The 20555-nt window shown below is 30.4% G+C and carries 26 protein-coding genes; all 26 read left to right on the forward strand.

Going from position 1 to position 20555, the window contains the following annotated elements; translation table 11 throughout:
* The first annotated feature begins 150 nt into the window (after window positions 1-150).
* The gene (rho, locus tag KGF38_RS14095; RefSeq protein ID WP_176702557.1) at window positions 151-1755 is read left to right on the forward strand and encodes a transcription termination factor Rho; all 1605 of its coding nucleotides are present in this window, start codon (window positions 151-153) and stop codon (window positions 1753-1755) included.
* Between the two features lie 152 nt (window positions 1756-1907).
* Window positions 1908-2108: a 50S ribosomal protein L31 gene (rpmE, locus tag KGF38_RS14100; RefSeq protein WP_021386394.1), complete on the forward strand. Its 201-nt coding sequence runs from the start codon at window positions 1908-1910 to the stop codon at window positions 2106-2108.
* A 144-nt stretch (window positions 2109-2252) separates the two neighbouring features.
* Window positions 2253-3146, forward strand: coding sequence for a DUF1385 domain-containing protein (locus KGF38_RS14105; protein WP_054271925.1), 894 nt, complete (start codon window positions 2253-2255; stop codon window positions 3144-3146).
* Window positions 3147-3163: 17 nt separating this feature from the next.
* Complete coding sequence (gene prmC, locus KGF38_RS14110) at window positions 3164-4015, forward strand: peptide chain release factor N(5)-glutamine methyltransferase (RefSeq protein ID WP_054277735.1); 852 nt, start codon at window positions 3164-3166, stop codon at window positions 4013-4015.
* 43 nt (window positions 4016-4058) lie between these two features.
* Window positions 4059-5123: a peptide chain release factor 1 gene (gene prfA / locus KGF38_RS14115; RefSeq protein WP_054271923.1), complete on the forward strand. Its 1065-nt coding sequence runs from the start codon at window positions 4059-4061 to the stop codon at window positions 5121-5123.
* A gap of 128 nt (window positions 5124-5251) precedes the next feature.
* Window positions 5252-5932: a ZIP family metal transporter gene (locus KGF38_RS14120; protein WP_054277734.1), complete on the forward strand. Its 681-nt coding sequence runs from the start codon at window positions 5252-5254 to the stop codon at window positions 5930-5932.
* A gap of 28 nt (window positions 5933-5960) precedes the next feature.
* Window positions 5961-7001 carry an L-threonylcarbamoyladenylate synthase gene (locus KGF38_RS14125; protein WP_054271921.1) on the forward strand — a complete coding sequence of 347 codons (1041 nt, stop codon included), beginning with the start codon at window positions 5961-5963 and terminating at the stop codon, window positions 6999-7001.
* A 16-nt stretch (window positions 7002-7017) separates the two neighbouring features.
* The gene (locus tag KGF38_RS14130) at window positions 7018-7467 is read left to right on the forward strand and encodes a low molecular weight protein arginine phosphatase (protein ID WP_074180097.1); all 450 of its coding nucleotides are present in this window, start codon (window positions 7018-7020) and stop codon (window positions 7465-7467) included.
* A 16-nt stretch (window positions 7468-7483) separates the two neighbouring features.
* Window positions 7484-7936 (forward strand): ribose 5-phosphate isomerase B, encoded by a 453-nt coding sequence (gene rpiB, locus KGF38_RS14135; protein WP_054271919.1) that lies wholly within the window; start codon window positions 7484-7486, stop codon window positions 7934-7936.
* Between the two features lie 35 nt (window positions 7937-7971).
* The gene (gene upp / locus KGF38_RS14140) at window positions 7972-8601 is read left to right on the forward strand and encodes a uracil phosphoribosyltransferase (protein WP_054271918.1); all 630 of its coding nucleotides are present in this window, start codon (window positions 7972-7974) and stop codon (window positions 8599-8601) included.
* Between the two features lie 287 nt (window positions 8602-8888).
* Window positions 8889-9704 (forward strand): selenium-dependent molybdenum cofactor biosynthesis protein YqeB, encoded by an 816-nt coding sequence (gene yqeB, locus KGF38_RS14145; RefSeq protein WP_074180098.1) that lies wholly within the window; start codon window positions 8889-8891, stop codon window positions 9702-9704.
* A 225-nt stretch (window positions 9705-9929) separates the two neighbouring features.
* Complete coding sequence (locus KGF38_RS14150) at window positions 9930-10367, forward strand: deoxycytidylate deaminase (RefSeq protein ID WP_003421374.1); 438 nt, start codon at window positions 9930-9932, stop codon at window positions 10365-10367.
* 174 nt (window positions 10368-10541) lie between these two features.
* On the forward strand, window positions 10542-10769 hold the full coding sequence (locus KGF38_RS14155) for an AtpZ/AtpI family protein (protein WP_021386436.1): 228 nt from the start codon (window positions 10542-10544) through the stop codon (window positions 10767-10769).
* Between the two features lie 4 nt (window positions 10770-10773).
* Window positions 10774-11160 (forward strand): ATP synthase subunit I, encoded by a 387-nt coding sequence (locus KGF38_RS14160; RefSeq protein ID WP_054271916.1) that lies wholly within the window; start codon window positions 10774-10776, stop codon window positions 11158-11160.
* Between the two features lie 2 nt (window positions 11161-11162).
* The gene (atpB, locus tag KGF38_RS14165; protein WP_054271915.1) at window positions 11163-11867 is read left to right on the forward strand and encodes a F0F1 ATP synthase subunit A; all 705 of its coding nucleotides are present in this window, start codon (window positions 11163-11165) and stop codon (window positions 11865-11867) included.
* A gap of 68 nt (window positions 11868-11935) precedes the next feature.
* Complete coding sequence (gene atpE / locus KGF38_RS14170; RefSeq protein ID WP_021386434.1) at window positions 11936-12196, forward strand: ATP synthase F0 subunit C; 261 nt, start codon at window positions 11936-11938, stop codon at window positions 12194-12196.
* Window positions 12197-12318: 122 nt separating this feature from the next.
* Window positions 12319-12816 (forward strand): F0F1 ATP synthase subunit B, encoded by a 498-nt coding sequence (gene atpF / locus KGF38_RS14175; RefSeq protein ID WP_054271914.1) that lies wholly within the window; start codon window positions 12319-12321, stop codon window positions 12814-12816.
* Window positions 12813-13358: a F0F1 ATP synthase subunit delta gene (locus KGF38_RS14180; protein ID WP_054277731.1), complete on the forward strand. Its 546-nt coding sequence runs from the start codon at window positions 12813-12815 to the stop codon at window positions 13356-13358. Before atpF ends, KGF38_RS14180 begins: the two co-directional genes overlap by 4 nt.
* Before the next feature lie 16 nt (window positions 13359-13374).
* Window positions 13375-14877: a F0F1 ATP synthase subunit alpha gene (atpA, locus tag KGF38_RS14185; RefSeq protein WP_054271912.1), complete on the forward strand. Its 1503-nt coding sequence runs from the start codon at window positions 13375-13377 to the stop codon at window positions 14875-14877.
* A gap of 27 nt (window positions 14878-14904) precedes the next feature.
* The gene (gene atpG / locus KGF38_RS14190) at window positions 14905-15783 is read left to right on the forward strand and encodes an ATP synthase F1 subunit gamma (RefSeq protein WP_227832470.1); all 879 of its coding nucleotides are present in this window, start codon (window positions 14905-14907) and stop codon (window positions 15781-15783) included.
* A gap of 12 nt (window positions 15784-15795) precedes the next feature.
* Complete coding sequence (gene atpD / locus KGF38_RS14195; protein ID WP_021386424.1) at window positions 15796-17190, forward strand: F0F1 ATP synthase subunit beta; 1395 nt, start codon at window positions 15796-15798, stop codon at window positions 17188-17190.
* A 2-nt stretch (window positions 17191-17192) separates the two neighbouring features.
* Window positions 17193-17453, forward strand: coding sequence for an ATP synthase F1 subunit epsilon (gene atpC, locus KGF38_RS14200; protein WP_054271910.1), 261 nt, complete (start codon window positions 17193-17195; stop codon window positions 17451-17453).
* Window positions 17454-17914: 461 nt separating this feature from the next.
* Complete coding sequence (gene acpS, locus KGF38_RS14205; RefSeq protein ID WP_054271909.1) at window positions 17915-18295, forward strand: holo-ACP synthase; 381 nt, start codon at window positions 17915-17917, stop codon at window positions 18293-18295.
* Window positions 18296-18309: 14 nt separating this feature from the next.
* The gene (locus KGF38_RS14210; RefSeq protein ID WP_021386374.1) at window positions 18310-18771 is read left to right on the forward strand and encodes a CBS domain-containing protein; all 462 of its coding nucleotides are present in this window, start codon (window positions 18310-18312) and stop codon (window positions 18769-18771) included.
* Window positions 18772-18791: 20 nt separating this feature from the next.
* Entirely contained in the window at window positions 18792-19382 is a 591-nt protein-coding gene (gene gerS, locus KGF38_RS14215) for a germination lipoprotein GerS (RefSeq protein ID WP_054271908.1), read from the forward strand.
* Window positions 19383-19396: 14 nt separating this feature from the next.
* Complete coding sequence (gene alr / locus KGF38_RS14220; protein ID WP_054271907.1) at window positions 19397-20554, forward strand: alanine racemase; 1158 nt, start codon at window positions 19397-19399, stop codon at window positions 20552-20554.
* The last annotated feature ends 1 nt before the right edge of the window (window position 20555 follow it).

The following is a 20555-nucleotide window of genomic DNA, read 5'->3' on the forward strand; positions in this document are numbered from 1 at the left end:
CAATAATATAATAGATGATAGTGTTTTAAATTTTATTTATTGACCATAATGTATAAATAGTGATATTATTAGACTTAACTGTTTAAATAAAACTTTTCTTTTTCATGCCTTCAATTTCCAAAATAAGTATGTATATAAATGAATATATAGATGAGGAGGATTTTTTTGATTTTAGATGATAAAGTATTAGAAGGATTAGGTAGTAAAACCTTAGTTGAGCTACGAGAGATAGCGAAAGAATTAAAAATAAAATCAATTACTACATATAAGAAAAATGAGTTAATTGAGATTATAAATTCTAAAAGTAAAAATGAGGAAAAAATAAACGAAGAGATTAAAGAAAAAAATGAAGAGATTAAAGAAGACATAAAAAATAGAAAAGAAAATATAGAGCGTGAGAGTATAGAAAAAGAAGTTGAATATAAGAGCCCTACCAAATCATACAACAAGAAAGAAATAGATACTCAAAATATTTCCCAAAACCAAGAAAACAGAAACCAAAGAAACGATTATAATAAGACAACGAATGTAAATGATTGTAATAAGGCATCAAATATATCTAATAGAATGGTCAGAAATAATAATAAAAACTATTATATGCCTAAACAAGTCGATGAATCTAAAATAGTTGATGAATTTAACACATCAAAAGAAGATGAAGTAGTAGGTGTACTTGAAATTTTGCCAGATGGCTTTGGTTTTTTAAGAGGTTCAAATTATTTATCTACTGAAGGAGATGTTTACGTTTCGCCATCTCAAATAAGAAGATTTAATATGAAAACAGGAGATAAAATTAAAGGGATAACTAGACATCCAAAAAGTGGAGAGAAATTTAGAGCGCTTTTATATGTTCAAAAAATAAATGATGAAAACCCTGATACAGCTATACAAAGAAATGCATTTGAGACATTAACACCAATATTCCCAGAAGAGCGACTTACACTGGAAACTAATAGAAATGAAATAGCTACAAGAATTATAGATTTAATTTCTCCTATAGGAAAAGGACAAAGGGGATTAATAGTAGCACCTCCAAAAGCTGGGAAAACAGTTCTTCTAAAAAGTGTTGCAAATAGCATAGCTAAAAATCATCCAAATGTTGAACTTATAGTACTTCTTATAGATGAAAGACCAGAAGAAGTTACTGACATGAAAGAATCTATTGAAGGAGATGTTATATACTCTACCTTTGACCAAGTATCAAGCCATCATGTTAAAGTTGCAGAGATGGTACTAAATAGAGCTCAAAGATTAGTTGAACATGGGAAAGATGTGGTAATCTTGCTAGATAGTATAACTAGATTAGCAAGAGCATATAACCTTACAATATCTCCTACAGGTAGAACTTTGTCTGGAGGTATTGACCCTGGTGCACTTCATGGACCTAAAAAGTTCTTTGGAGCAGCTAGAAACATTAGACAAGGTGGTTCTTTGACAATACTAGGAACAGCATTAGTCGAAACTGGTTCTAGGATGGACGATGTAATATTTGAGGAATTTAAAGGTACAGGAAATATGGAATTACACCTAGATAGAAAATTAGCTGAAAAAAGAATATTCCCTGCAATAGATATTTACAAATCTGGGACAAGAAGAGATGACTTATTGCTTGATGATGAAGAAAAGACAGCTCTTTGGAGATTAAGAAGAGAAATGAGTAATAATTCAGTAATGGAAATTACAGATAAAGTTATTGAGCTTATCAAAAGAACTAAAGACAATAAAGAGTTTGTAAAATCAATAAAGAATTTGTAAAGTTAGTAATATAAATGTAAATATAGATTATATAAAGTAATGGAAAAATCACTTGAATGGCATAATAAGTTGTGCTATAATAATGTAGTTGATAATGTAAAAAGAAAGTTAATATAATTAATTTTTTTAAATAAAGAGAAGAGGTGACTATAATGCAAAAGGAAATACAACCAAAATACAATCCAGTTGAAGTGCGTTGTGCTTGTGGGAACACATTTGCTGCTGGTTCAACTAAGGACGAAATAAAAGTTGAAATATGTTCAGAGTGCCATCCATTCTATACAGGAAAACAAAAGAACATAGAAAAAGGTGGAAGAATCGACAAATTCAAAAAAAGATTCAAAATGGATTAATTTTTATAAAAATGGAGTTGGAGGAAGCCAACTCCTATTTTATTACAAAAAAACATTCATATTCTACTTTAAATTGTCTTTTTGTATTATAATAATAAATATGTAAAATTGAGTATTCTAAATACAATAAAATGAGGTGAGTGGATGGCAAAACAAGCTGTAGGTGGGCAAGCTGTTATTGAAGGTGTAATGATGCAGTCAAAAGACAAAAGAGCAGTAGCTGTTAGAAAAAGTGACGGAGAAATAGCACTAAAAGAAGATAGAATAAAAAGTTGGGTAAGAGATAAGAATATAGATAAGATACCTTTTGTTAGAGGTTCTTTTGTTATGATAGATACAATGATTCAAGGTATAAAAAGTTTGAATTTTTCTTCAGAATTTTTTATGGAAGAAGCCGAAGAAGATAAATTTGATTTATTTATAAAGAAAATCTTTAAAGATAAAGCGAATGATATCATTATAATATTTTCATTGGTCATAGCAATGCTACTTTCTGCTGGATTATTTATTTTCATACCTACATTAGTAGGAGGAGCTTTTTCTAAAGTAATGCCTAATGACTTTATGCTCAATTTAATAGAAGGTATTATAAGAATAGTTATATTATTTGCATATATAGTACTAATCTCACGAAGCAAGGATATAGAAAGAGTATTTCAATATCATGGTGCAGAACATAAATCTATATATTGCTATGAAAATGATTTAGAACTTACAGTAGAAAACGCTAGAAAATTTAAAAGGTTACATCCTAGATGTGGTACAAATTTTTTATTTATAGTTATGGCTGTATCAATAATATTATTTGCATTTTTTGGTTGGCCAAATCCAATTCTTAGAATATTTATGAGAATCATATGTGTGCCAATAGTAGCAGGTTTATCTTATGAGGTAATCAGGATTCTTGGAAAATATGATAATAGATTCACTAAAATTATTGCATACCCAGGGATGATGTTGCAATATTTTACAACAAAAGAGCCTGATGATGAGCAGCTAGAGGTAGCCTTAGAAGCATTAAAGGCAGTAGTAGATTAAAGAAAAGGATATTTATTATGACGATAAGAGATATAATTATTAAATATTCAGATACATTTAAAGATATAAGCGATACTCCAAGATTAGATACAGAGTTATTATTGCAAAAAGCTTTAGGTGATGTTGACAGGCTGTATATTCACTTAAATCTAAATAAAGAGTTAGCTCAAGAACAAGAAACAAAATTTATGGGCTTTGCACAAGAAAGATTAAATGGGAGACCAATAGCCTATATAGTTGAAAATAGAGAATTTATGGGATTAGATTTTTTTGTTAAGGAAGGTGTATTAATTCCAAGACCAGATACAGAAACATTGGTAGAAGAAATAATCGAAATGTGTAAAGGAAAAAGAGATGTAAGTATACTAGATATAGGTACTGGTTCTGGTGCTATTACAATCAGTTTAGCAAAATATATTGAAAATTCTAAAGTCATGTCTTTTGATGTATCAGAAATAGCTTTAGAAATAGCTAAAAAAAATTCTATTATAAATGGAGTTGATGAAAAGACAGAGTTCATTAATTCTGACTTATTTACAGCAATAAGTGATAGTGATATAAAATTTGATATCATAGTTTCAAATCCACCATATATTAAAAAACAAGATATAGAAACTTTACATACACAAGTAAAGGATTATGAGCCATATAATGCTCTTGAAGGTGGAGATGATGGATTAGATTTCTATAGAAAAATAACAGAGCAGGGTAAGAAATATCTAAATACATGTGGAATATTAGCATACGAAGTTGGTCATAATCAAGCTGAAGATGTTATTAATATTATGAAAAGTAATGGATATAAAAAAATATATACAAAGAAGGATATTCAAGGCATTGATAGAGTTGTTATAGGTTACAATATATGATATAATCAACAATTGATATGTTACATTTAATCGAGGTGAAAGTATGTTAAAAAAATTAGAGGTATTGGAAGATACATATAAAGACTTAAGTGAAAAAATAGGTGACCCTGATATAATAAATGATCAAAAAGTTTGGCAAAAGTATATAAAAGAACACGCTGACTTAGAGCCTATTGTTATGAAATACAGAGAGTATAAAAATGTTTTAGATAGTATAAAAGAATCAAAAGAAATTTTACAAGAAGAGTCAGATGAAGAATTAAGAGAATTAGCTAAAATGGAGTTAGCTGAGATGGAAGAAAAAGTAGAACCTCTAGAGGACGAAATAAAAATATTATTATTACCTAAAGACCCTAATGACGACAAGAACGTTATAGTTGAAATTAGAGGTGGAGCTGGAGGAGATGAAGCAGCTCTATTTGCAGGTGATTTATTTAGAATGTACTCAAGATATGCTGAGAGAAGAAGATGGAAAATAGAATTATTAAGTGCAAGTGATACTGGAGTTGGTGGATATAAAGAAGTATCTTTTATGATAAAAGGTAAAGGAGCATACTCAAGATTAAAGTATGAGTCTGGAGTTCATAGAGTTCAAAGAATACCATCAACTGAATCTGGTGGAAGAATACACACATCAACTTCTACTGTTGCTGTATTACCAGAAGTTGAAGATGTAGAAGTTGAAATAAATCCAAATGATTTAAGAATAGATGTTTTCCGTTCTTCAGGTAATGGAGGGCAAAGTGTCAACACTACTGACTCTGCAGTTAGGGTAACTCATATACCTACAGGTGAAGTAGTATCTTGTCAGGATGGAAAATCACAATTAAAAAATAAAGAGCAAGCTTTAAAAATATTAAAAGCTAGACTTTACGATAAAGCATTGGCAGAACAACACAAAGATATAGCAGCGGAAAGAAAGAGCCAGGTTGGAACAGGAGATAGGTCAGAAAGAATAAGAACATATAATTTCCCTCAAGGTAGAATAAGTGACCATAGAATAAATTTAACTTTATATAAGCTAGATGCGTTCTTAGATGGAGATATAGATGAAATGATAGATGCTTTAATTACTGTTGACCAAACAGAGAAAATGACTGCAATATAAGTAATGTTTTAAAGAAGCTGTTTCTTTCTAGAAATTATTTTCTATTTTGAAACAGCTATTTTGCATTTTAGGTCATGTTATCATATTCTACTGTATATAATTGTTATATACAAGTATAGGAGGGTTATATGATACTAAAGGTAACAATGATTGGGCTTTTGGCAGGTGTTATAGGGACAGGATTAGGAGGAGTAATATCGGCTATTTTTAAAAGAGAGGTTGATAAATATCTAAATTTCTTTATGGGATTATCTGGCGGAATAATGTTAGCTGTAGTGGTATTTGACTTGATGAAAGAATCAATGGACAAAATGGGTATACTCAATACAGTTATATTTACATTTGTTGGAGCTCTCATAACTATGTACATAAAAACAAAATTAGATGTGTCTGGAAGTATGACATCTGGGTATCTTATATTCATAAGTATATTACTACATAATTTACCAGAGGGGTTAGCAATAGGTTCTTCTTTCATGTCAACTGAAAGCTTAGGTATAACTCTTGCTATAGTTATAGGTCTACACAATATACCAGAAGGATTAGCTATGGCATTGGGTTTAGTTTGCAATAAAATGAAACTAGGCAAGGTCATTTTATTTACTTTGATAGCTGGACTACCTATGGGTCTAGGAAGTTTTTTAGGTGCTTATTTCGGAGGGGCATTTACGTCCCTTATAGGTGTATTTCTTGCTACAGCAGGAGGTACAATGATGTATGTTGTATTGGAAGAAATTTTCCCGCATTCAAAAAGTGTGTATTGTATAATTGGTTTTTTGGTAGGTACAATAATTGTAAACTATATATAAAATTAAAATGAAAGCAGGCATACAAAAGATGAAAACTATTATAAGTAGTATTGATATAAATAATATTGATTATGAAGAAATAAAAATACAAGCAAAACTTCTTAGAGAAGGTAAAACAGTTATCTTTCCAACTGAGACAGTATATGGGCTAGGTGCAAATGCATTAGATGAGAATGCAGTAAAAAAGATTTATGAAGCTAAAGGAAGGCCTAGTGATAATCCACTAATAGTTCATATATATGAAAAAGAAGAAGTATATGATTTAGCTAAAGATGTAAGTGATAAAGCTAAACTTGTTATAGAAAAGCTTTGGCCAGGACCTATAACAATAATATTAAATAAGAAAGATATAATTCCATATAGAACTAGTGGGGGGCTTGATACAGTTGCAATAAGAATGCCTTCTAATGTTATTGCCAGGGCAATAATAAAAGAAGCTGGCGTACCTATTGCAGCTCCTTCTGCAAACATATCTGGTAGACCATCTCCAACAAAAGCAAAACATGTATATGAAGAAATGAATGGAAGAGTAGATGGGATAGTTTTGGGTGGAGATAGTAACTTTGGATTAGAGTCAACTGTATTAGATTTGACAGAAGAAACTCCAATGATATTGAGACCTGGAAGTATCACTAAAGAAGTTTTGGAAGAACTTCTTGGTGAAGTAAAGCTTGACCCATCATTAAGTAAAAAAGAAGACAATCAAAAAGCTAAAGCTCCTGGAATGAAGTATAAACACTATTCTCCAAATGCAGATGTATATATTATATCTGGAAAAAGAGAAAATGTAGCAACAAAGATTAATGATATGATAAAATCTAATAAAGAGAAAGGCCTAAAAACAGGCGTAATGTGTATTAGTAGAAATAGAGAGTTTTATGATGGAGAAGTAATAGATTTAGGAAGCACTCTTGAAGAAGTTGCAAGTAATCTGTTTGATGCTCTTATAGAAATGGATAAAAAGGGTATTGATGTCATATATTCAGAGGAGTTCCCTAAAACTGGCGTTGGACAAGCCATTATGAATAGATTACTTAAGTCAGCAGGATACAAAGTAATAAAGGCTTAAAAGGGAGTTGTAAAATATGAATATACTTATTGTATGTACAGGGAATACTTGTAGAAGCCCTATGGCTGAAGCTATATTAAAGAAGGCAATTGAAGAATATGGAAGAAATATTGAAGAATATTGTATATCATCAGCAGGTATATCAACAGTAGATGGTATGAATGCTTCTAAACATTCTATAGAAGCAGTAAAAGAATTAGGTATAGACTTATCAAATCATAGAAGTAAGGTAATTACTAAGGAATTAATTGATAACTCAGATATAATACTAACAATGACTAAATCTCATAAAGAAATTTTAGTACAAGCAGTTCCAAAATGCAAAGAAAAAGTGTATACTTTTAAAGGGTTTGTAAATAAGAGTGAGTTAGATATATCTGACCCATTTGGTGGAAATTTAGATACTTATAAAGATACTGTGAAAGAAATAATATATTCTGTCAACGAAATAGTAAAAAAAATATGAAGTGGAGGATAAACAAATGAAGATAGGATTAGGTTGTGACCATGGAGGATATAATTTAAAAAAAGAAATAATAAGCTATTTAGAAGGTAAAGGGATAGAATGTGTGGATTATGGAACTAATAATGCTACAGATTCTGTTGATTATCCTGTTTATGGAGAAGTAGTTGCAAATGCAGTTGTAGATAAAGAAGTAGATTATGGAATATTATGTTGTGGTACAGGTATAGGAATATCTTTAGCTGCAAATAAGGTTCCTGGAATAAGATGTGCAGTTGTATCAGATGTATTTTCTGCAAAAATGTCAAAAGCACATAATGACGCAAACATGTTGTCATTAGGTGAAAGAGTTTTAGGAAAAGGTCTAGCACTTGAAATAGTTGAGGCATGGATTAACACAGATTTTGAAGGTGATAGACATGCTAGAAGAGTAAATATGATTAAATCAATAGAAGAAAAACATAATAAATAATAAAAATTACAGTTTTATCAGGAGGAATTATCAAAATGAGTAAAGTGGTAGAGACAAACCATCCATTAATACAACATAAATTAACTTTAATGAGAGATAAAAATACTGGTTCTAAGGATTTTAGAGAACTTTTAACTGAGATTGCAATGTTAATGGGATATGAAATAACAAAAGATATACCATTAAAAGATGTAGAAATAGAAACTCCTATTCAAAAAACATCATCTAAAGTAGTTGCGGGTAAAAAATTAGCAATAATTCCAATTTTAAGAGCAGGTCTTGGGATGGTAGATGGATTAGTAAGTTTAATGCCAGCAGCAAAAGTTGGGCATGTGGGACTATATAGAGACCCAGAAACATTAAAACCAGTTGAATACTATTGTAAACTTCCTCAAGATATAGGAGAAAGAGATATAATAGTAGTTGACCCTATGCTTGCAACAGGAGGGTCTGCTGTAGCAGCTATAGATTTACTTAAATCTAAAGGAGCTAAAAGTATAAAATTAGCTAATTTAGTAGCTGCACCAGAAGGTATAGCAGAAGTACAAAAATATCATGATGATGTTGATATATATGTTGCATCAATTGATGAAAAATTGAATGAACATGGATATATAATTCCTGGTCTTGGTGATGCTGGAGATAGATTATTTGGAACTAAATAAAAATAAATAACCATAAATATTTCTTGGGGCTTTCTTATGTAATGTATAATTTTATGTAAGAAGGTTCCTTTTTATATATTTTTCTCAAAATAGTAATTCTTGAATTGATAAATTTCTCGAATTGAGAATAAAAAGTTTTTACCAATTAAAAAAGAATGGCTATTTTACAGGAATCTACAAAATATTAATGTTTTTCAATATGGCATGTTAGTTGCTTACAATTAAATTGATGTGTATTAATTAAATTAGAAATAAAGTATGAAGGATATTATTAGGAGTGATAATACATGAAAAATTGTATAGTGGTAAGAGGAGCAGGAGATTTAGCGACAGCAGTTATTCATAAATTACACAATAGTGGTTTTAAAGTGATTGCTCTAGAAATAGAAGAACCATTAGCCATAAGAAGACAAATTTCTTTTTGTGAAGCTGTTTATGAAAAAAAGGTGATTGTTGAAGGTGTAGAGTGCATACTTTGTAATACTGAAAAAGAAATAGAAGAGACCTTGTCTCAAGATAAAGTAGCATTGATTATAGACCCAAAAGGAGAAATGCTATCAAAAATAAATCCAATTGTTTTGGTTGATGGGATATTAGCTAAGAAAAACTTAGGTACAACTAAAGATATGGCGCCACTTACAATAGCTTTAGGACCTGGCTTTTGTGCAGGTGAAGATGTAGACATTGTTATAGAAACAATGAGAGGTCATAACCTAGGAAGAATAATAATTGATGGTAGAGCAGAAAAAAATACTGGAATACCAGGTGCAATAAAAGGTTTCGCTAAAGAGAGGGTAATGCATTCACAACATGCTGGTATAATGGAAAATGTATGTAAAATAGGCGACATAGTTGAAAAAGGAGACTTACTTTGTTATATTAGTGATTATGAAAAAAAGCATGAAGTTAGAGCAACAATACCTGGAGTGCTTAGAGGATTATTAAAAGATGGAGCAAAGGTAAATAAAAATTTAAAAATACTAGACATAGACCCTAGAAAAGAAGAAGTTAAGAATGCTTTTACAATATCAGATAAAGCTAGATGCATAGCTGGGGGGGTTTTAGAAGCCATATTAAATAATGGAATCTATCCAAAAAATTAATTTATATTAGATAAGGCTATTAATATTTTGTTAAGATGATATAATAAATTTAATAGATTAAAGAGAGCATATAACGGGTATTTAAAATTTAAATGGTAAAAATGCTCTTTTTTTATTGGACATTCAATTAACATGTGTATATAATATAAAAATAAGTATTTATTTAGCTTGAAATCTAATAAATATATAAGACCAGTACATAAGCAAAGAGGAGAAAAGTAAATTATGAGACCATCATGGGATGAATACTTCATGGAAATTGCAGAAGTAGTGAAAAAGCGTTCAACTTGTATTAGAAGACAAGTAGGTGCTGTCATTGTAAGGGACAAACAAATATTAACAACTGGATATAATGGCTCTCCAAGAAATCTTGAACACTGTGAAAATATTGGATGTAAAAGGCAGGAATTGAATATTCCTTCAGGAGAAAGACATGAATTGTGTAGAGCATTACATGCTGAACAAAATGCCATAATACAAGCAGCTCATAATGGTATTAGTGTAGATGGAGCAACTTTGTATGTTACTACAAGGCCTTGTGTTTTGTGTGCAAAAATGTGCATAAATGCAGGTATATTAAAAATTGTTTATGAAGGTGATTATCCAGATGACATGTCTACAGAATTGCTAAAAGAAGCAGGAATAGAGCTTATAAAATTTTAGTAAATAGTAATGACATGACAATAAAAGTCAAATTATGACAATGGAATGATATGGTTAAAAGAAAGTGTTTGAAAAATCATCAGATTAGTAGTAAGATATATTTTATAATTAAATAAATTTATGATATAGATTAATTAATTGTTATTTATTTTGTAATAATGAGGGATACTATTTATGAGTAAAAGAAATACACATATGGAAATTGCAAAGTTGTTTAGTTTAATAAGCCAAATAGGATTGATGATTGTAATATCAATATTAGGATGTACTTTCTTAGGAAAATTTTTAGATAGTAAATTAAATACTAGTCCAGTTCTGACAATAATATTTTTATTGTTAGGCGTTGGAGGAGCTTTCAGTGGTGTTTATAAAACTCTAATAGTATATACACGAAGGAAGTGATATATTGGATATAAAATTACTTAACCAAGTAAGGTCAGTAACAAAGGGTATAGTAATATTTGATGTAATTTTAATTGTGCTAATGTTGATAACATCAACATTAAGTAAGCCATTATTATTAGGACTTATATTTGGCTCTATAATAGCTATGTTAAATTTTAGATTATTGGCAATATCACTGGAAAAATCAGTGACATTTCCTGCTGGAAAGGCACAAGCTTATGCATCAGCACAATATACCATTAGGTTATTTATAATGGCAGTTGTTCTAATTGCTTCAGCTAAAGTACCACATTTAAATATAATCGGAACAGCATTAGGATTATTGAGTACAAAGTTTGTCATATTATCAAAAAACTTTATAAATAAATTAAAGAGGAAGGAGGCATAAGTATGAGTCAAGCGCATTATTATCTCATAGGAAACTTTAAAATTAGTGAAACAATACTAGTGAGTTGGGGAATAATGGCCTTTTTAGCGATAGCATCTTATTTCTTGACTAGAAACTTAAAAAAAGTTCCAACTAGTAAAATCCAAATATTTTTGGAGTTTGCAATAGGTGGTCTTGCTAAAATGGTTACAAATGTTATGGGTAAAAACACAATAAAAAGAATGCCATATATGATACCATACATAGGAAGTTTGTTTTTATTTTTCGCATGCTCAAATTTAAGCCCATTACTTGGATTAAGATCACCAACAACCGACTTAGATACAACTGCTGCATGGGCAATGATTACATTTTTTATGATTTATTTTGCAGGAGTTAAATTTAAGGGATTATCGTACTTTAAAGAATTGGCTCAACCACTTCCTGTAATGTTACCAATCAATATTATAGGTGAGTTAGCCAGACCAATATCATTAAGTTTCCGTCCATTTGGGAATATTTTAGGTGGAACAATTATAATGGGTCTATTTTATCAACTTTTAGGTTTTGTATCTAGTTTAATACCAGGATTATCAATACCAATTGGACAGATACTAATACCAGTACCATTGCACTTGTATTTTGACTTATTTGCAGGATTGTTACAAGCATATATATTCATAATGTTAACAATGGTGTTTATATCAAGTGCAGGAGAATTAGATTAAGAAATCAACTTATATTAAGATAAAAATAAAATAATTTAAAAAATTAAAGTTTTAAGGAGGAAATAATTATGGAAACAGCAATAGTAGCGGCAGCATCAGCAATAGGTGCAGGAATAGCAGTTGCAACAGGTATAGGTGCAGGAATAGGTCAAGGTGTAGCAGCAGGTAAAGCAGCAGAAGCAGTAGGGAACCAACCAGAAGCTAAAGGTGATATAACTTCAACTTTATTACTAGGTGTTGCTATAGCAGAGTCTTCAGCAATATATGGTTTGGTTGTATCAATAATACTTCTATTCGTAAATCCATTCTTTAAATACTTAGGAATGTAGATTTAGTCCTTAAATATTTTGAGATAGGTTTATAGGTAAATCATCTCAAACTTATAATCATGAGAAGAGTTTTTTCTTCTCGTGATTATAAGTAGTTATGATTTATGGAAAGGAGGATAATTATGGAGAAAGCACTAGTAGGTATAACATGGGAATTTGTGTTCCAAATTGTTAATACTTTTATAATATTTTTACTTCTGAGAAAGCTTTTATTTAAGCCAGTATTAAATATAATTGAATCAAGAGAAAATGATATTAAAAACGATCTGGCAGAAGGCGAAAAAGCAAAAAATGAAGGTTTAGCTCTGAAAAAAGAATATGAGTCAAAAATCAATTTTGCTAAAGATGAAGGTCAAGAAATCATAAAACAAGCAACTATAAGAGCAGAACAGAAATCAGATGATATAGTAAATACTGCAAAGAAAGATGCTCTTGATATAAAAGAGAAAGCAAGTAAAGATGTAGAACAAGAAAGACAAAAGGTTATAAATGAAATTAAGAGTGATATATCTAATATAGCACTACTTGCAGCATCTAAGGTCATTGAAAAAGATTTAGATAAATCTAAACATGAAGAATTGATAGAAAACTTTATAAAAGAGGTAGGGGAAGCTAAATGATAAATGTAATAGCCAACAGATATGCTGAAGCCCTATTTCAATTAGGAGAAGAAGAAAATTCAACTGATTTATTGTTCAAAGAATTAGAAAAAGTAGTAGATATGATGACTAAAGTTAGTAAAGATTTCTACAAAGTTTTAAAATCACCATTAGTTTCAAAATCAGAAAAGAAAAACTTGGTAGAAATTATTTTTAGTAAGGAAGTAAGTTCCAACATAAAAAACTTCTTGAAAGTTTTGGTAGACAAAGATAGGATATCATATTTAGAAGATATAGAATTAGCTTATAAAGAGTTATTAAATAAGAAAAACAATGTGATTGCTGGTGTAGCAATAAGTGCTATTCCAATGAGTGAAACAGATATTAAAGAACTTGAAGTTAAACTTTCAAGTAAATACAATAAAAATGTTACTATAGAAAATGTAGTTGACAAGACTATACTAGGGGGAGTTCTAGTTAGACTTGGAAATGAACAGATAGATGGCACTGTAAAAACTCGTCTAGATAAGATGAAAGAAAAGCTATCTGAAGTAATATCTTAAGAATGGCGGTGAACCCATGAACTTAAAACCTGAAGAAATAAGTTCTATAATTAAGCAGCAAATAAAAAATTATGAGAATAAAGTTGAGTTAACAGATACAGGGAGTGTTTTAACAGTTGGGGATGGTATAGCGAGTGTATATGGATTAGAGAAAGCTATGTCTGGTGAGTTACTAGAGTTCCCAGGTGAAATATATGGTATGGCACTTAACTTAGAAGAAGAAGTAGTTGGAGCTGTTATACTTGGTGATGACAGTGAAATAAAAGAAGGCGATATAGTTAAGAGAACTGGAAGAATAGTTGAAGTTCCAGTTGGAGAAGCTTTAATGGGTAGAGTTGTAAATTCTCTAGGTCAACCAATAGATGGAAAAGGACCTATAGCATATACAAAAACTAGACCAGTTGAATCTGAAGCACCTGGTATAATAGATAGAAGGTCTGTTTATGAACCATTACAAACAGGAATCAAATCAATAGATTCAATGATACCAATTGGTAGAGGTCAAAGAGAGTTAATAATAGGTGACAGACAAACTGGTAAAACATCTATAGTTATTGACACTATATTAAATCAAAAAGGAAAAGATGTTATATGTATATATGTAGCAATTGGGCAAAAACGTTCTACTGTAGCTCAATTGGTTAATTCACTAGAAAAAGGTGGAGCTTTAGACTATACAATAGTAGTTTCAGCAACAGCATCTGAATCAGCGCCACTTCAATATATAGCGCCATATGCTGGAGCAGCGATGGGTGAAGAGTTTATGTACAATGGAAAACATGTACTTATAGTATATGATGATTTAAGTAAACAAGCCGTTGCATATAGAGAAATGTCATTATTACTTAGAAGACCACCAGGACGTGAGGCATATCCTGGAGATGTATTCTATTTACATTCAAGATTACTTGAAAGAGCAGCTAAGTTATCAGATGAATTAGGTGGAGGCTCAATGACTGCTTTACCTATAATAGAAACTCAAGCTGGTGACGTTTCTGCGTATATACCAACAAACGTTATATCTATAACAGATGGTCAAATATACTTACAACCAGAATTATTCTATTCAGGTGTAAGACCAGCAGTTGACCCTGGTATATCAGTATCGAGGGTTGGTGGTTCTGCGCAAATTAAAGCAATGAAAAAAGTTGCAGGTACATTAAAACTTGCATATTCACAATATAGAGAACTTGCAGCATTCTCACAATTTGGTTCTGACTTGGATGAAGATACTAAAAAGAGACTTGCTCAAGGTGAAAGAATAGTTGAGATATTAAAACAAGGTGAGCATCAACCAATAAAAGTTGAAAATCAGGTTATGATAATATACGCTGTTATAAATAATCATCTAGAGGATATTCCAATAGATAATATAGCTAGATTTGAATCAGAATTGTATGCATTTGTAGATAATAATTATCCAGAAATATCAAGAAAAATATTAGGTGGAGATGACTTCACTCATGATTTAACAGATGCAATAAATGAATTTAAAGAAAAGTTTGTTGTTGAAGTATAATCCTTTTTAAAAAAGGAGGTAAATTAATTGGCAGGAGCTGGAATTAAAGCAATCAAAATACGTATGGGAACTGTTGAAAGTACAAAACAAATAACTAAAGCTATGGAACTAGTTGCATCTTCTAAGCTTAGAAAGGCAAAAGAAAAAGCTGAAGATTCAAGAGAATACTTTAATACTTTGTATGATACAGTAAAAGATATTGCCCAAACAACACGTGGAGTTAGAAATGAATTTTTAAAAGAAAGAGAAGTAAAGAATAAGTGCTATATAGTAGTAGCTGGAGACAGAGGTCTTGCTGGTGGATACAATTCCAATGTGTTAAAGGAATCTGTATCTCATATGCAAGGTAAAAAGGAAACAGTTATAACTGTAGGAAAGAAAGCTCATGAATTCTTTTCTAAAAGAGATTACAATATAGCAAAAGATATAAATAGTGTGGAAGCTTGTGGATATGAAGATGCGATAGAAATTTCACAAACTATTATCGACCTGTATAAAAAAGGTGAAGTAGATGAAGTTTATATTTCTTATACAAAATTTAAATCAGCTTTATCGCAAGAAGTTGAAATTTTAAAATTGCTTCCATTAGTTTTCGAGAAAGGTACAGATGACCAAGGAAGTGTAATAAAAGAAGAAAAGCAAAGTAAATCAAAAGTACAATATATACCATCAGCAGAGGCAGTTTTGAGTTATATAGTACCTCAATTTATATCAGGTACAGTATATGGTGGAATTTTGGAATCTTTTGCGTCAGAGCAAGGTGCTAGAAGAACTGCGATGGAATCAGCCACAGACAATGCGAATGAAATGCTATCTAATTTAGAGTTAAGTTATAACAGAGCAAGACAGTCAGCTGTAACTCAAGAAATAACAGAGATAGTTGGTGGAGTTGAAGCTCTAAAATAGGGAGGTTAGGAAATGGCAAATGTAGGTAAAGTAGTACAGATTGTAGGAGCTGTACTAGATGTTAAGTTTGATAGTGAACAAAGCCTACCTAACTTATTAAATGCGTTAGTAATAAAGTTAGGAGATAAAGAAATAGTTGCAGAAGTTGCTCAACATATAGGTGATGATACTGTAAGATGTATATCTATGAGTGCGACAGATGGACTTGTAAGAGGTATGGAAGTTGTAGATACAGGTGGACCAATAAGTGTTCCTGTTGGAGACGAGACTTTAGGTAGAATATTTAATGTTCTTGGAAAACCAGTTGATGGAAAACCAGCTCCAAAATCTGCACCTAAATTACCTATACATAGACCAGCACCAGCATATGATGAACTAGAAACTACAGCTGAAATACTGGAAACAGGTATTAAAGTAGTTGACTTACTAGCACCATATCTAAAAGGTGGAAAAATAGGTCTATTTGGAGGAGCAGGAGTAGGAAAAACAGTTTTAATACAAGAACTTATAAACAATATCGCTAAGCAACATGGTGGTATTTCTGTATTCTCAGGAGTAGGAGAAAGAACAAGAGAAGGTAATGACCTTTATGGAGAGATGAGTGAATCTGGAGTTATAAATAAAACTGCTCTAGTATTTGGTCAGATGAATGAGCCACCAGGAGCAAGAATGAGAGTTGCTTTAACTGGACTTACAATGGCAGAGCATTTTAGAGATGAGCAAGGACAAGACGTTTTACTTTTCGTTGATAATATATTCCGTTTCACACAAGCTGGTTCAGAAGTTTCAGCACTTCTAGGACGTATGCCATCAGCTGTTGGTTATCAGCCAACATTAGCTACTGAAATGGGTGCGCTTCAAGAGAGAATAACATCAACTAAAAAAGGTTCAATAACATCTGTTCAAGCAGTATATGTACCAGCGGATGACTTAACTGACCCAGCACCAGCTACAACATTCTCTCACTTAGATGCAAAAACAGTTTTATCTAGACAAATATCATCATTGGGTATATATCCAGCAGTTGACCCTCTTGAATCTACATCAAGAATTCTTGACCCTAATATAGTAGGAAAAGAACATTATGAAGTAGCTAGAGGTGTACAATCAATACTTCAAAGATATAAAGAACTTCAAGATATAATCGCTATACTTGGTATGGATGAATTATCTGATGAAGATAAGTTAATAGTTGCACGTGCTAGAAAGATACAAAGATTCTTATCTCAATCATTTACAGTTGCTGAGCAATTTACAGGAAATCCAGGTCAATATGTTCCTGTTAAAGAGACTGTAAGAGGATTTAAAGAGATTCTTGAAGGTAAACATGATGACTTACCAGAGTCAGCATTCTTGTTTGTAGGAACAATAGAAGATGCTGTTAAAAAAGCGAAGGGAAGTATGTAGTCATGGCCAGTGAATTTTCATTGAAAGTTGTAACTCCAGATAATACTTTTTATGATGGAGACGTTGAAATGATAGTAGTTAGAACTACAAAAGGAGACAAAGGAGTATTGAAAGGTCATATACCATTTGTTTCAGGTATACCTGTAGGAACTTTAAAGATAAAAAAAGATGGAAGTTTTAAAGAAGCAAAAATAGCAGAAGGATTTGTTAATGTAGCTCAGAATAAAACTGTTATATTAACAGAATCTGCTGAATGGATTTAATAAATTAATTTATAATCTGAAAAGTCATTTTGACCAAAAAAGTATTTTGGATAAAATGACTTTTTTGTTTTTTAGTGTTAATAAAATAACAAAAAAATTGTAAATTTTTAGTGATAATAAATTCACAAAAAATTTAAATTTACTGCAAAATTATGTTGTAATTCAGAATATAAAGAAGGTTTAGCTAGGTTTTATGTAAATGAAAACATCTTCATATAATAAATATATATAAAATTTTTATAAAATTTAAAAAATTTGCTTAGTTGTGTAGTATAATAAATAATATAATAGATTTGTATATAATATTCATTACAAATAATTTTAAAAGTTACAATTTTATTATAATGATTATTAAATTAAGATAAGTAACATAAACTAAATAATAATATGTATTATCAATAGTAAATTTATAAATTCATTATTAATATTTAAAGAAGCATTATAAATTTTCTGGAGGAACAATGAATATATTTGATATTGGTGTAGACATAATTGAAATTGACAGAATAAGAAAAGCTGTAGAAAAAAATAACAGGTTTTTGGAAAAAATATTTACTGATAAAGAAATTGAATATTTTAATTCTAAGAATTTTAAAGCAGAAAGTATAGCAGGTAATTTCGCAGCTAAGGAAGCTATAAGTAAATCTATGGGTACAGGAATTAGAGTATTTAACTTTAAAGACATAGAAGTTCTCAGAAATGAAATGGGAAAACCAATAGTAAAAACTTATAATAATCTTGCAAAAATGTGCATAGATTATAATGTTTTAGAAATAAAAGTTTCAATATCACATTCAAAAGATTATGCTATAGCAAATGCGATAACCATAATTAAGGACTAAGGAGTGATTACATTATGATGGATAAAACAGCAAAAGAAATAATGACAACAGATGTAATAGTAGCAAAACAAGATGATAGTATAGCAGATGTAGCTAATATGCTAATTGCAGAAAAAATAGGAGGTCTGCCAGTTGTAGATTCAGAAAACAGAGTGGTTGGAGTGATTTCTGAAACAGATATTCTTAAAAAGGAAAAATATATAGAAGCACCTCTCTATATAAATCTATTACAAGGATTGATTTTCTTAGATGATTTAAAAAAAGTAGAAAAAGATATAAAACAGGTGGCTGCTTATAAGGTTGGAGAACTTATGTCTAAAGATATAATAAAGGTTCATGAAGATGATAAGTTTGATGATGTAGCTAATGTAATGATTAAAAAATCAATAAACAGAGTTCCTGTGGTAGATGATGACAATAAACTTAAAGGTATAATTTGTAGATATGATATAATAAAAGCTTTATACAATGAATAAACTAGAGTAGGAGGTGTGATGTGAGAAAAAAGTGGACCATAGTATGTATTATGTTTTTGGCACTGGTTATAATTGTAATAGGATGCCAAAAGCGACAGTCCACTAAAGAAGAAGTATACAAAGACTTTCAAAAGCAGATTTCTGATATGAATTCTTACAGTTGTAAAGCTGAAGTAGAAGTATTTGGAAATAAAAGCCCACACAATTATGTTTTAATTCATACTTATAAAAAAACTGATAACTATAAATTAGAAGTAATTTCCCCAAAACATTTAAAAGGGAAGAGTATAGAGTATCAAGGTGATAAAATATTAGTTAAAAATCCAAATATCAGTGATATAGTGGAATTGCCTAATACAGGAAAGAACAATCAATATCTTTTTATAGGAGACTTTATAAAAAACTATCTTCAAAACGAAGAGATGAAAATAAAGTTATCCAAAGGACATTTGGTTCTAGAAACTTTTATTCCTGGGGATAATAAATATTTTAATAAGCAAGTATTATATGTAAATGCTGACACAAAGAACCCTGAAAAAATGGAAGTATTAGATAAAGAAGGCGTGCCGAGATTTACAGTAAAATACAATGATTTTGAATACAGAAACTAAGGGGGACTAAAGAAATGCAAAAAATAACAGTGCCTACATGGGCAGAGATAAATCTAGATAACTTAAGATTTAACTTAAATAATATTAAAAATTTATTAGAAGAAGATATTAAGGTTTGTGGAGTAATAAAAGCTGATGCATATGGACATGGTGCAGTAGAAGTTGCAAAATTGCTAGAAAAAGAAAAAGTAGATTATTTAGCAGTAGCAAGAACTGCTGAAGGAATCGAACTTAGACAAAATGGCATAACACTTCCTATTTTGAACTTAGGATATACTCCAGACGAAGCTTTCGAAGATTCTATAAAAAATAAAATAACTATGACAGTTTATTCTTTAGAAACAGCACAAAAGATAAACGAGGTTGCAAAATCTTTAGGAGAAAAAGCCTGTGTTCACATTAAAATAGACTCAGGAATGACTAGAATAGGTTTCCAACCTAATGAAGAGTCAGTACAGGAAATAATAAAATTAAATAAATTAGAATATATAAATTTAGAAGGTATGTTTACTCATTTCGCTACAGCTGATGAAGTAAGTAAAGAGTACACTTATAAACAAGCTAATAATTATAAATTTATGTCTGATAAGTTGGACGAAGCTGGTGTAAAAATAGCTATAAAACATGTATCAAACAGTGCAGCTATTATGGATTGCCCTGATTTAAGATTAAATATGGTAAGAGCAGGAATAATATTATATGGTCATTATCCATCTGAGGATGTATTTAAAGAAAGATTAGAATTAAGACCAGCAATGAAATTAAAATCAAAAATCGGACATATAAAACAAGTTGAACCAGGTGTAGGAATAAGTTATGGACTAAAGTATACAACTACTGGTAAAGAAACAATCGCTACAGTTCCAATAGGATATGCAGATGGATTTACTAGAATTCAAAAAAATCCAAAGGTTCTTATTAAAGGAGAAGTGTTTGATGTAGTTGGTAGAATTTGTATGGATCAAATAATGGTTAGAATTGACAAAGATATAGACATAAAAGTTGGAGATGAGGTTATACTATTTGGAGAAGGTGAAGTTACAGCTGAACGTATAGCCCAAGACTTAGGAACTATAAACTATGAAGTGTTATGTATGATATCAAGAAGAGTTGACCGTGTTTATATGGAAAATAATGAGCTTGTACAAATAAACAGTTATTTGCTAAAATAAA

The organism is Clostridioides sp. ZZV14-6387 (assembly GCF_020657835.1).
Taxonomy (GTDB): Bacteria; Bacillota; Clostridia; order Peptostreptococcales; family Peptostreptococcaceae; genus Clostridioides; species Clostridioides difficile_A.

What these genes read in the sequence shown, in the direction of transcription:
- rho (WP_176702557.1), top strand. Translation starts at nt 151, where the DNA reads ATGAGGAGGATTTTTTTGATTTTAGATGATAAAGTATTAGAAGGATTA.
- rpmE (WP_021386394.1), top strand. Translation starts at nt 1,908, where the DNA reads ATGCAAAAGGAAATACAACCAAAATACAATCCAGTTGAAGTGCGTTGT.
- KGF38_RS14105 (WP_054271925.1), top strand. Translation starts at nt 2,253, where the DNA reads ATGGCAAAACAAGCTGTAGGTGGGCAAGCTGTTATTGAAGGTGTAATG.
- prmC (WP_054277735.1), top strand. Translation starts at nt 3,164, where the DNA reads ATGACGATAAGAGATATAATTATTAAATATTCAGATACATTTAAAGAT.
- prfA (WP_054271923.1), top strand. Translation starts at nt 4,059, where the DNA reads ATGTTAAAAAAATTAGAGGTATTGGAAGATACATATAAAGACTTAAGT.
- KGF38_RS14120 (WP_054277734.1), top strand. Translation starts at nt 5,252, where the DNA reads ATGATACTAAAGGTAACAATGATTGGGCTTTTGGCAGGTGTTATAGGG.
- KGF38_RS14125 (WP_054271921.1), top strand. Translation starts at nt 5,961, where the DNA reads ATGAAAACTATTATAAGTAGTATTGATATAAATAATATTGATTATGAA.
- KGF38_RS14130 (WP_074180097.1), top strand. Translation starts at nt 7,018, where the DNA reads ATGAATATACTTATTGTATGTACAGGGAATACTTGTAGAAGCCCTATG.
- rpiB (WP_054271919.1), top strand. Translation starts at nt 7,484, where the DNA reads ATGAAGATAGGATTAGGTTGTGACCATGGAGGATATAATTTAAAAAAA.
- upp (WP_054271918.1), top strand. Translation starts at nt 7,972, where the DNA reads ATGAGTAAAGTGGTAGAGACAAACCATCCATTAATACAACATAAATTA.
- yqeB (WP_074180098.1), top strand. Translation starts at nt 8,889, where the DNA reads ATGAAAAATTGTATAGTGGTAAGAGGAGCAGGAGATTTAGCGACAGCA.
- KGF38_RS14150 (WP_003421374.1), top strand. Translation starts at nt 9,930, where the DNA reads ATGAGACCATCATGGGATGAATACTTCATGGAAATTGCAGAAGTAGTG.
- KGF38_RS14155 (WP_021386436.1), top strand. Translation starts at nt 10,542, where the DNA reads ATGAGTAAAAGAAATACACATATGGAAATTGCAAAGTTGTTTAGTTTA.
- atpB (WP_054271915.1), top strand. Translation starts at nt 11,163, where the DNA reads ATGAGTCAAGCGCATTATTATCTCATAGGAAACTTTAAAATTAGTGAA.
- atpE (WP_021386434.1), top strand. Translation starts at nt 11,936, where the DNA reads ATGGAAACAGCAATAGTAGCGGCAGCATCAGCAATAGGTGCAGGAATA.
- atpF (WP_054271914.1), top strand. Translation starts at nt 12,319, where the DNA reads ATGGAGAAAGCACTAGTAGGTATAACATGGGAATTTGTGTTCCAAATT.
- KGF38_RS14180 (WP_054277731.1), top strand. Translation starts at nt 12,813, where the DNA reads ATGATAAATGTAATAGCCAACAGATATGCTGAAGCCCTATTTCAATTA.
- atpA (WP_054271912.1), top strand. Translation starts at nt 13,375, where the DNA reads ATGAACTTAAAACCTGAAGAAATAAGTTCTATAATTAAGCAGCAAATA.
- atpD (WP_021386424.1), top strand. Translation starts at nt 15,796, where the DNA reads ATGGCAAATGTAGGTAAAGTAGTACAGATTGTAGGAGCTGTACTAGAT.
- atpC (WP_054271910.1), top strand. Translation starts at nt 17,193, where the DNA reads ATGGCCAGTGAATTTTCATTGAAAGTTGTAACTCCAGATAATACTTTT.
- acpS (WP_054271909.1), top strand. Translation starts at nt 17,915, where the DNA reads ATGAATATATTTGATATTGGTGTAGACATAATTGAAATTGACAGAATA.
- KGF38_RS14210 (WP_021386374.1), top strand. Translation starts at nt 18,310, where the DNA reads ATGATGGATAAAACAGCAAAAGAAATAATGACAACAGATGTAATAGTA.
- alr (WP_054271907.1), top strand. Translation starts at nt 19,397, where the DNA reads ATGCAAAAAATAACAGTGCCTACATGGGCAGAGATAAATCTAGATAAC.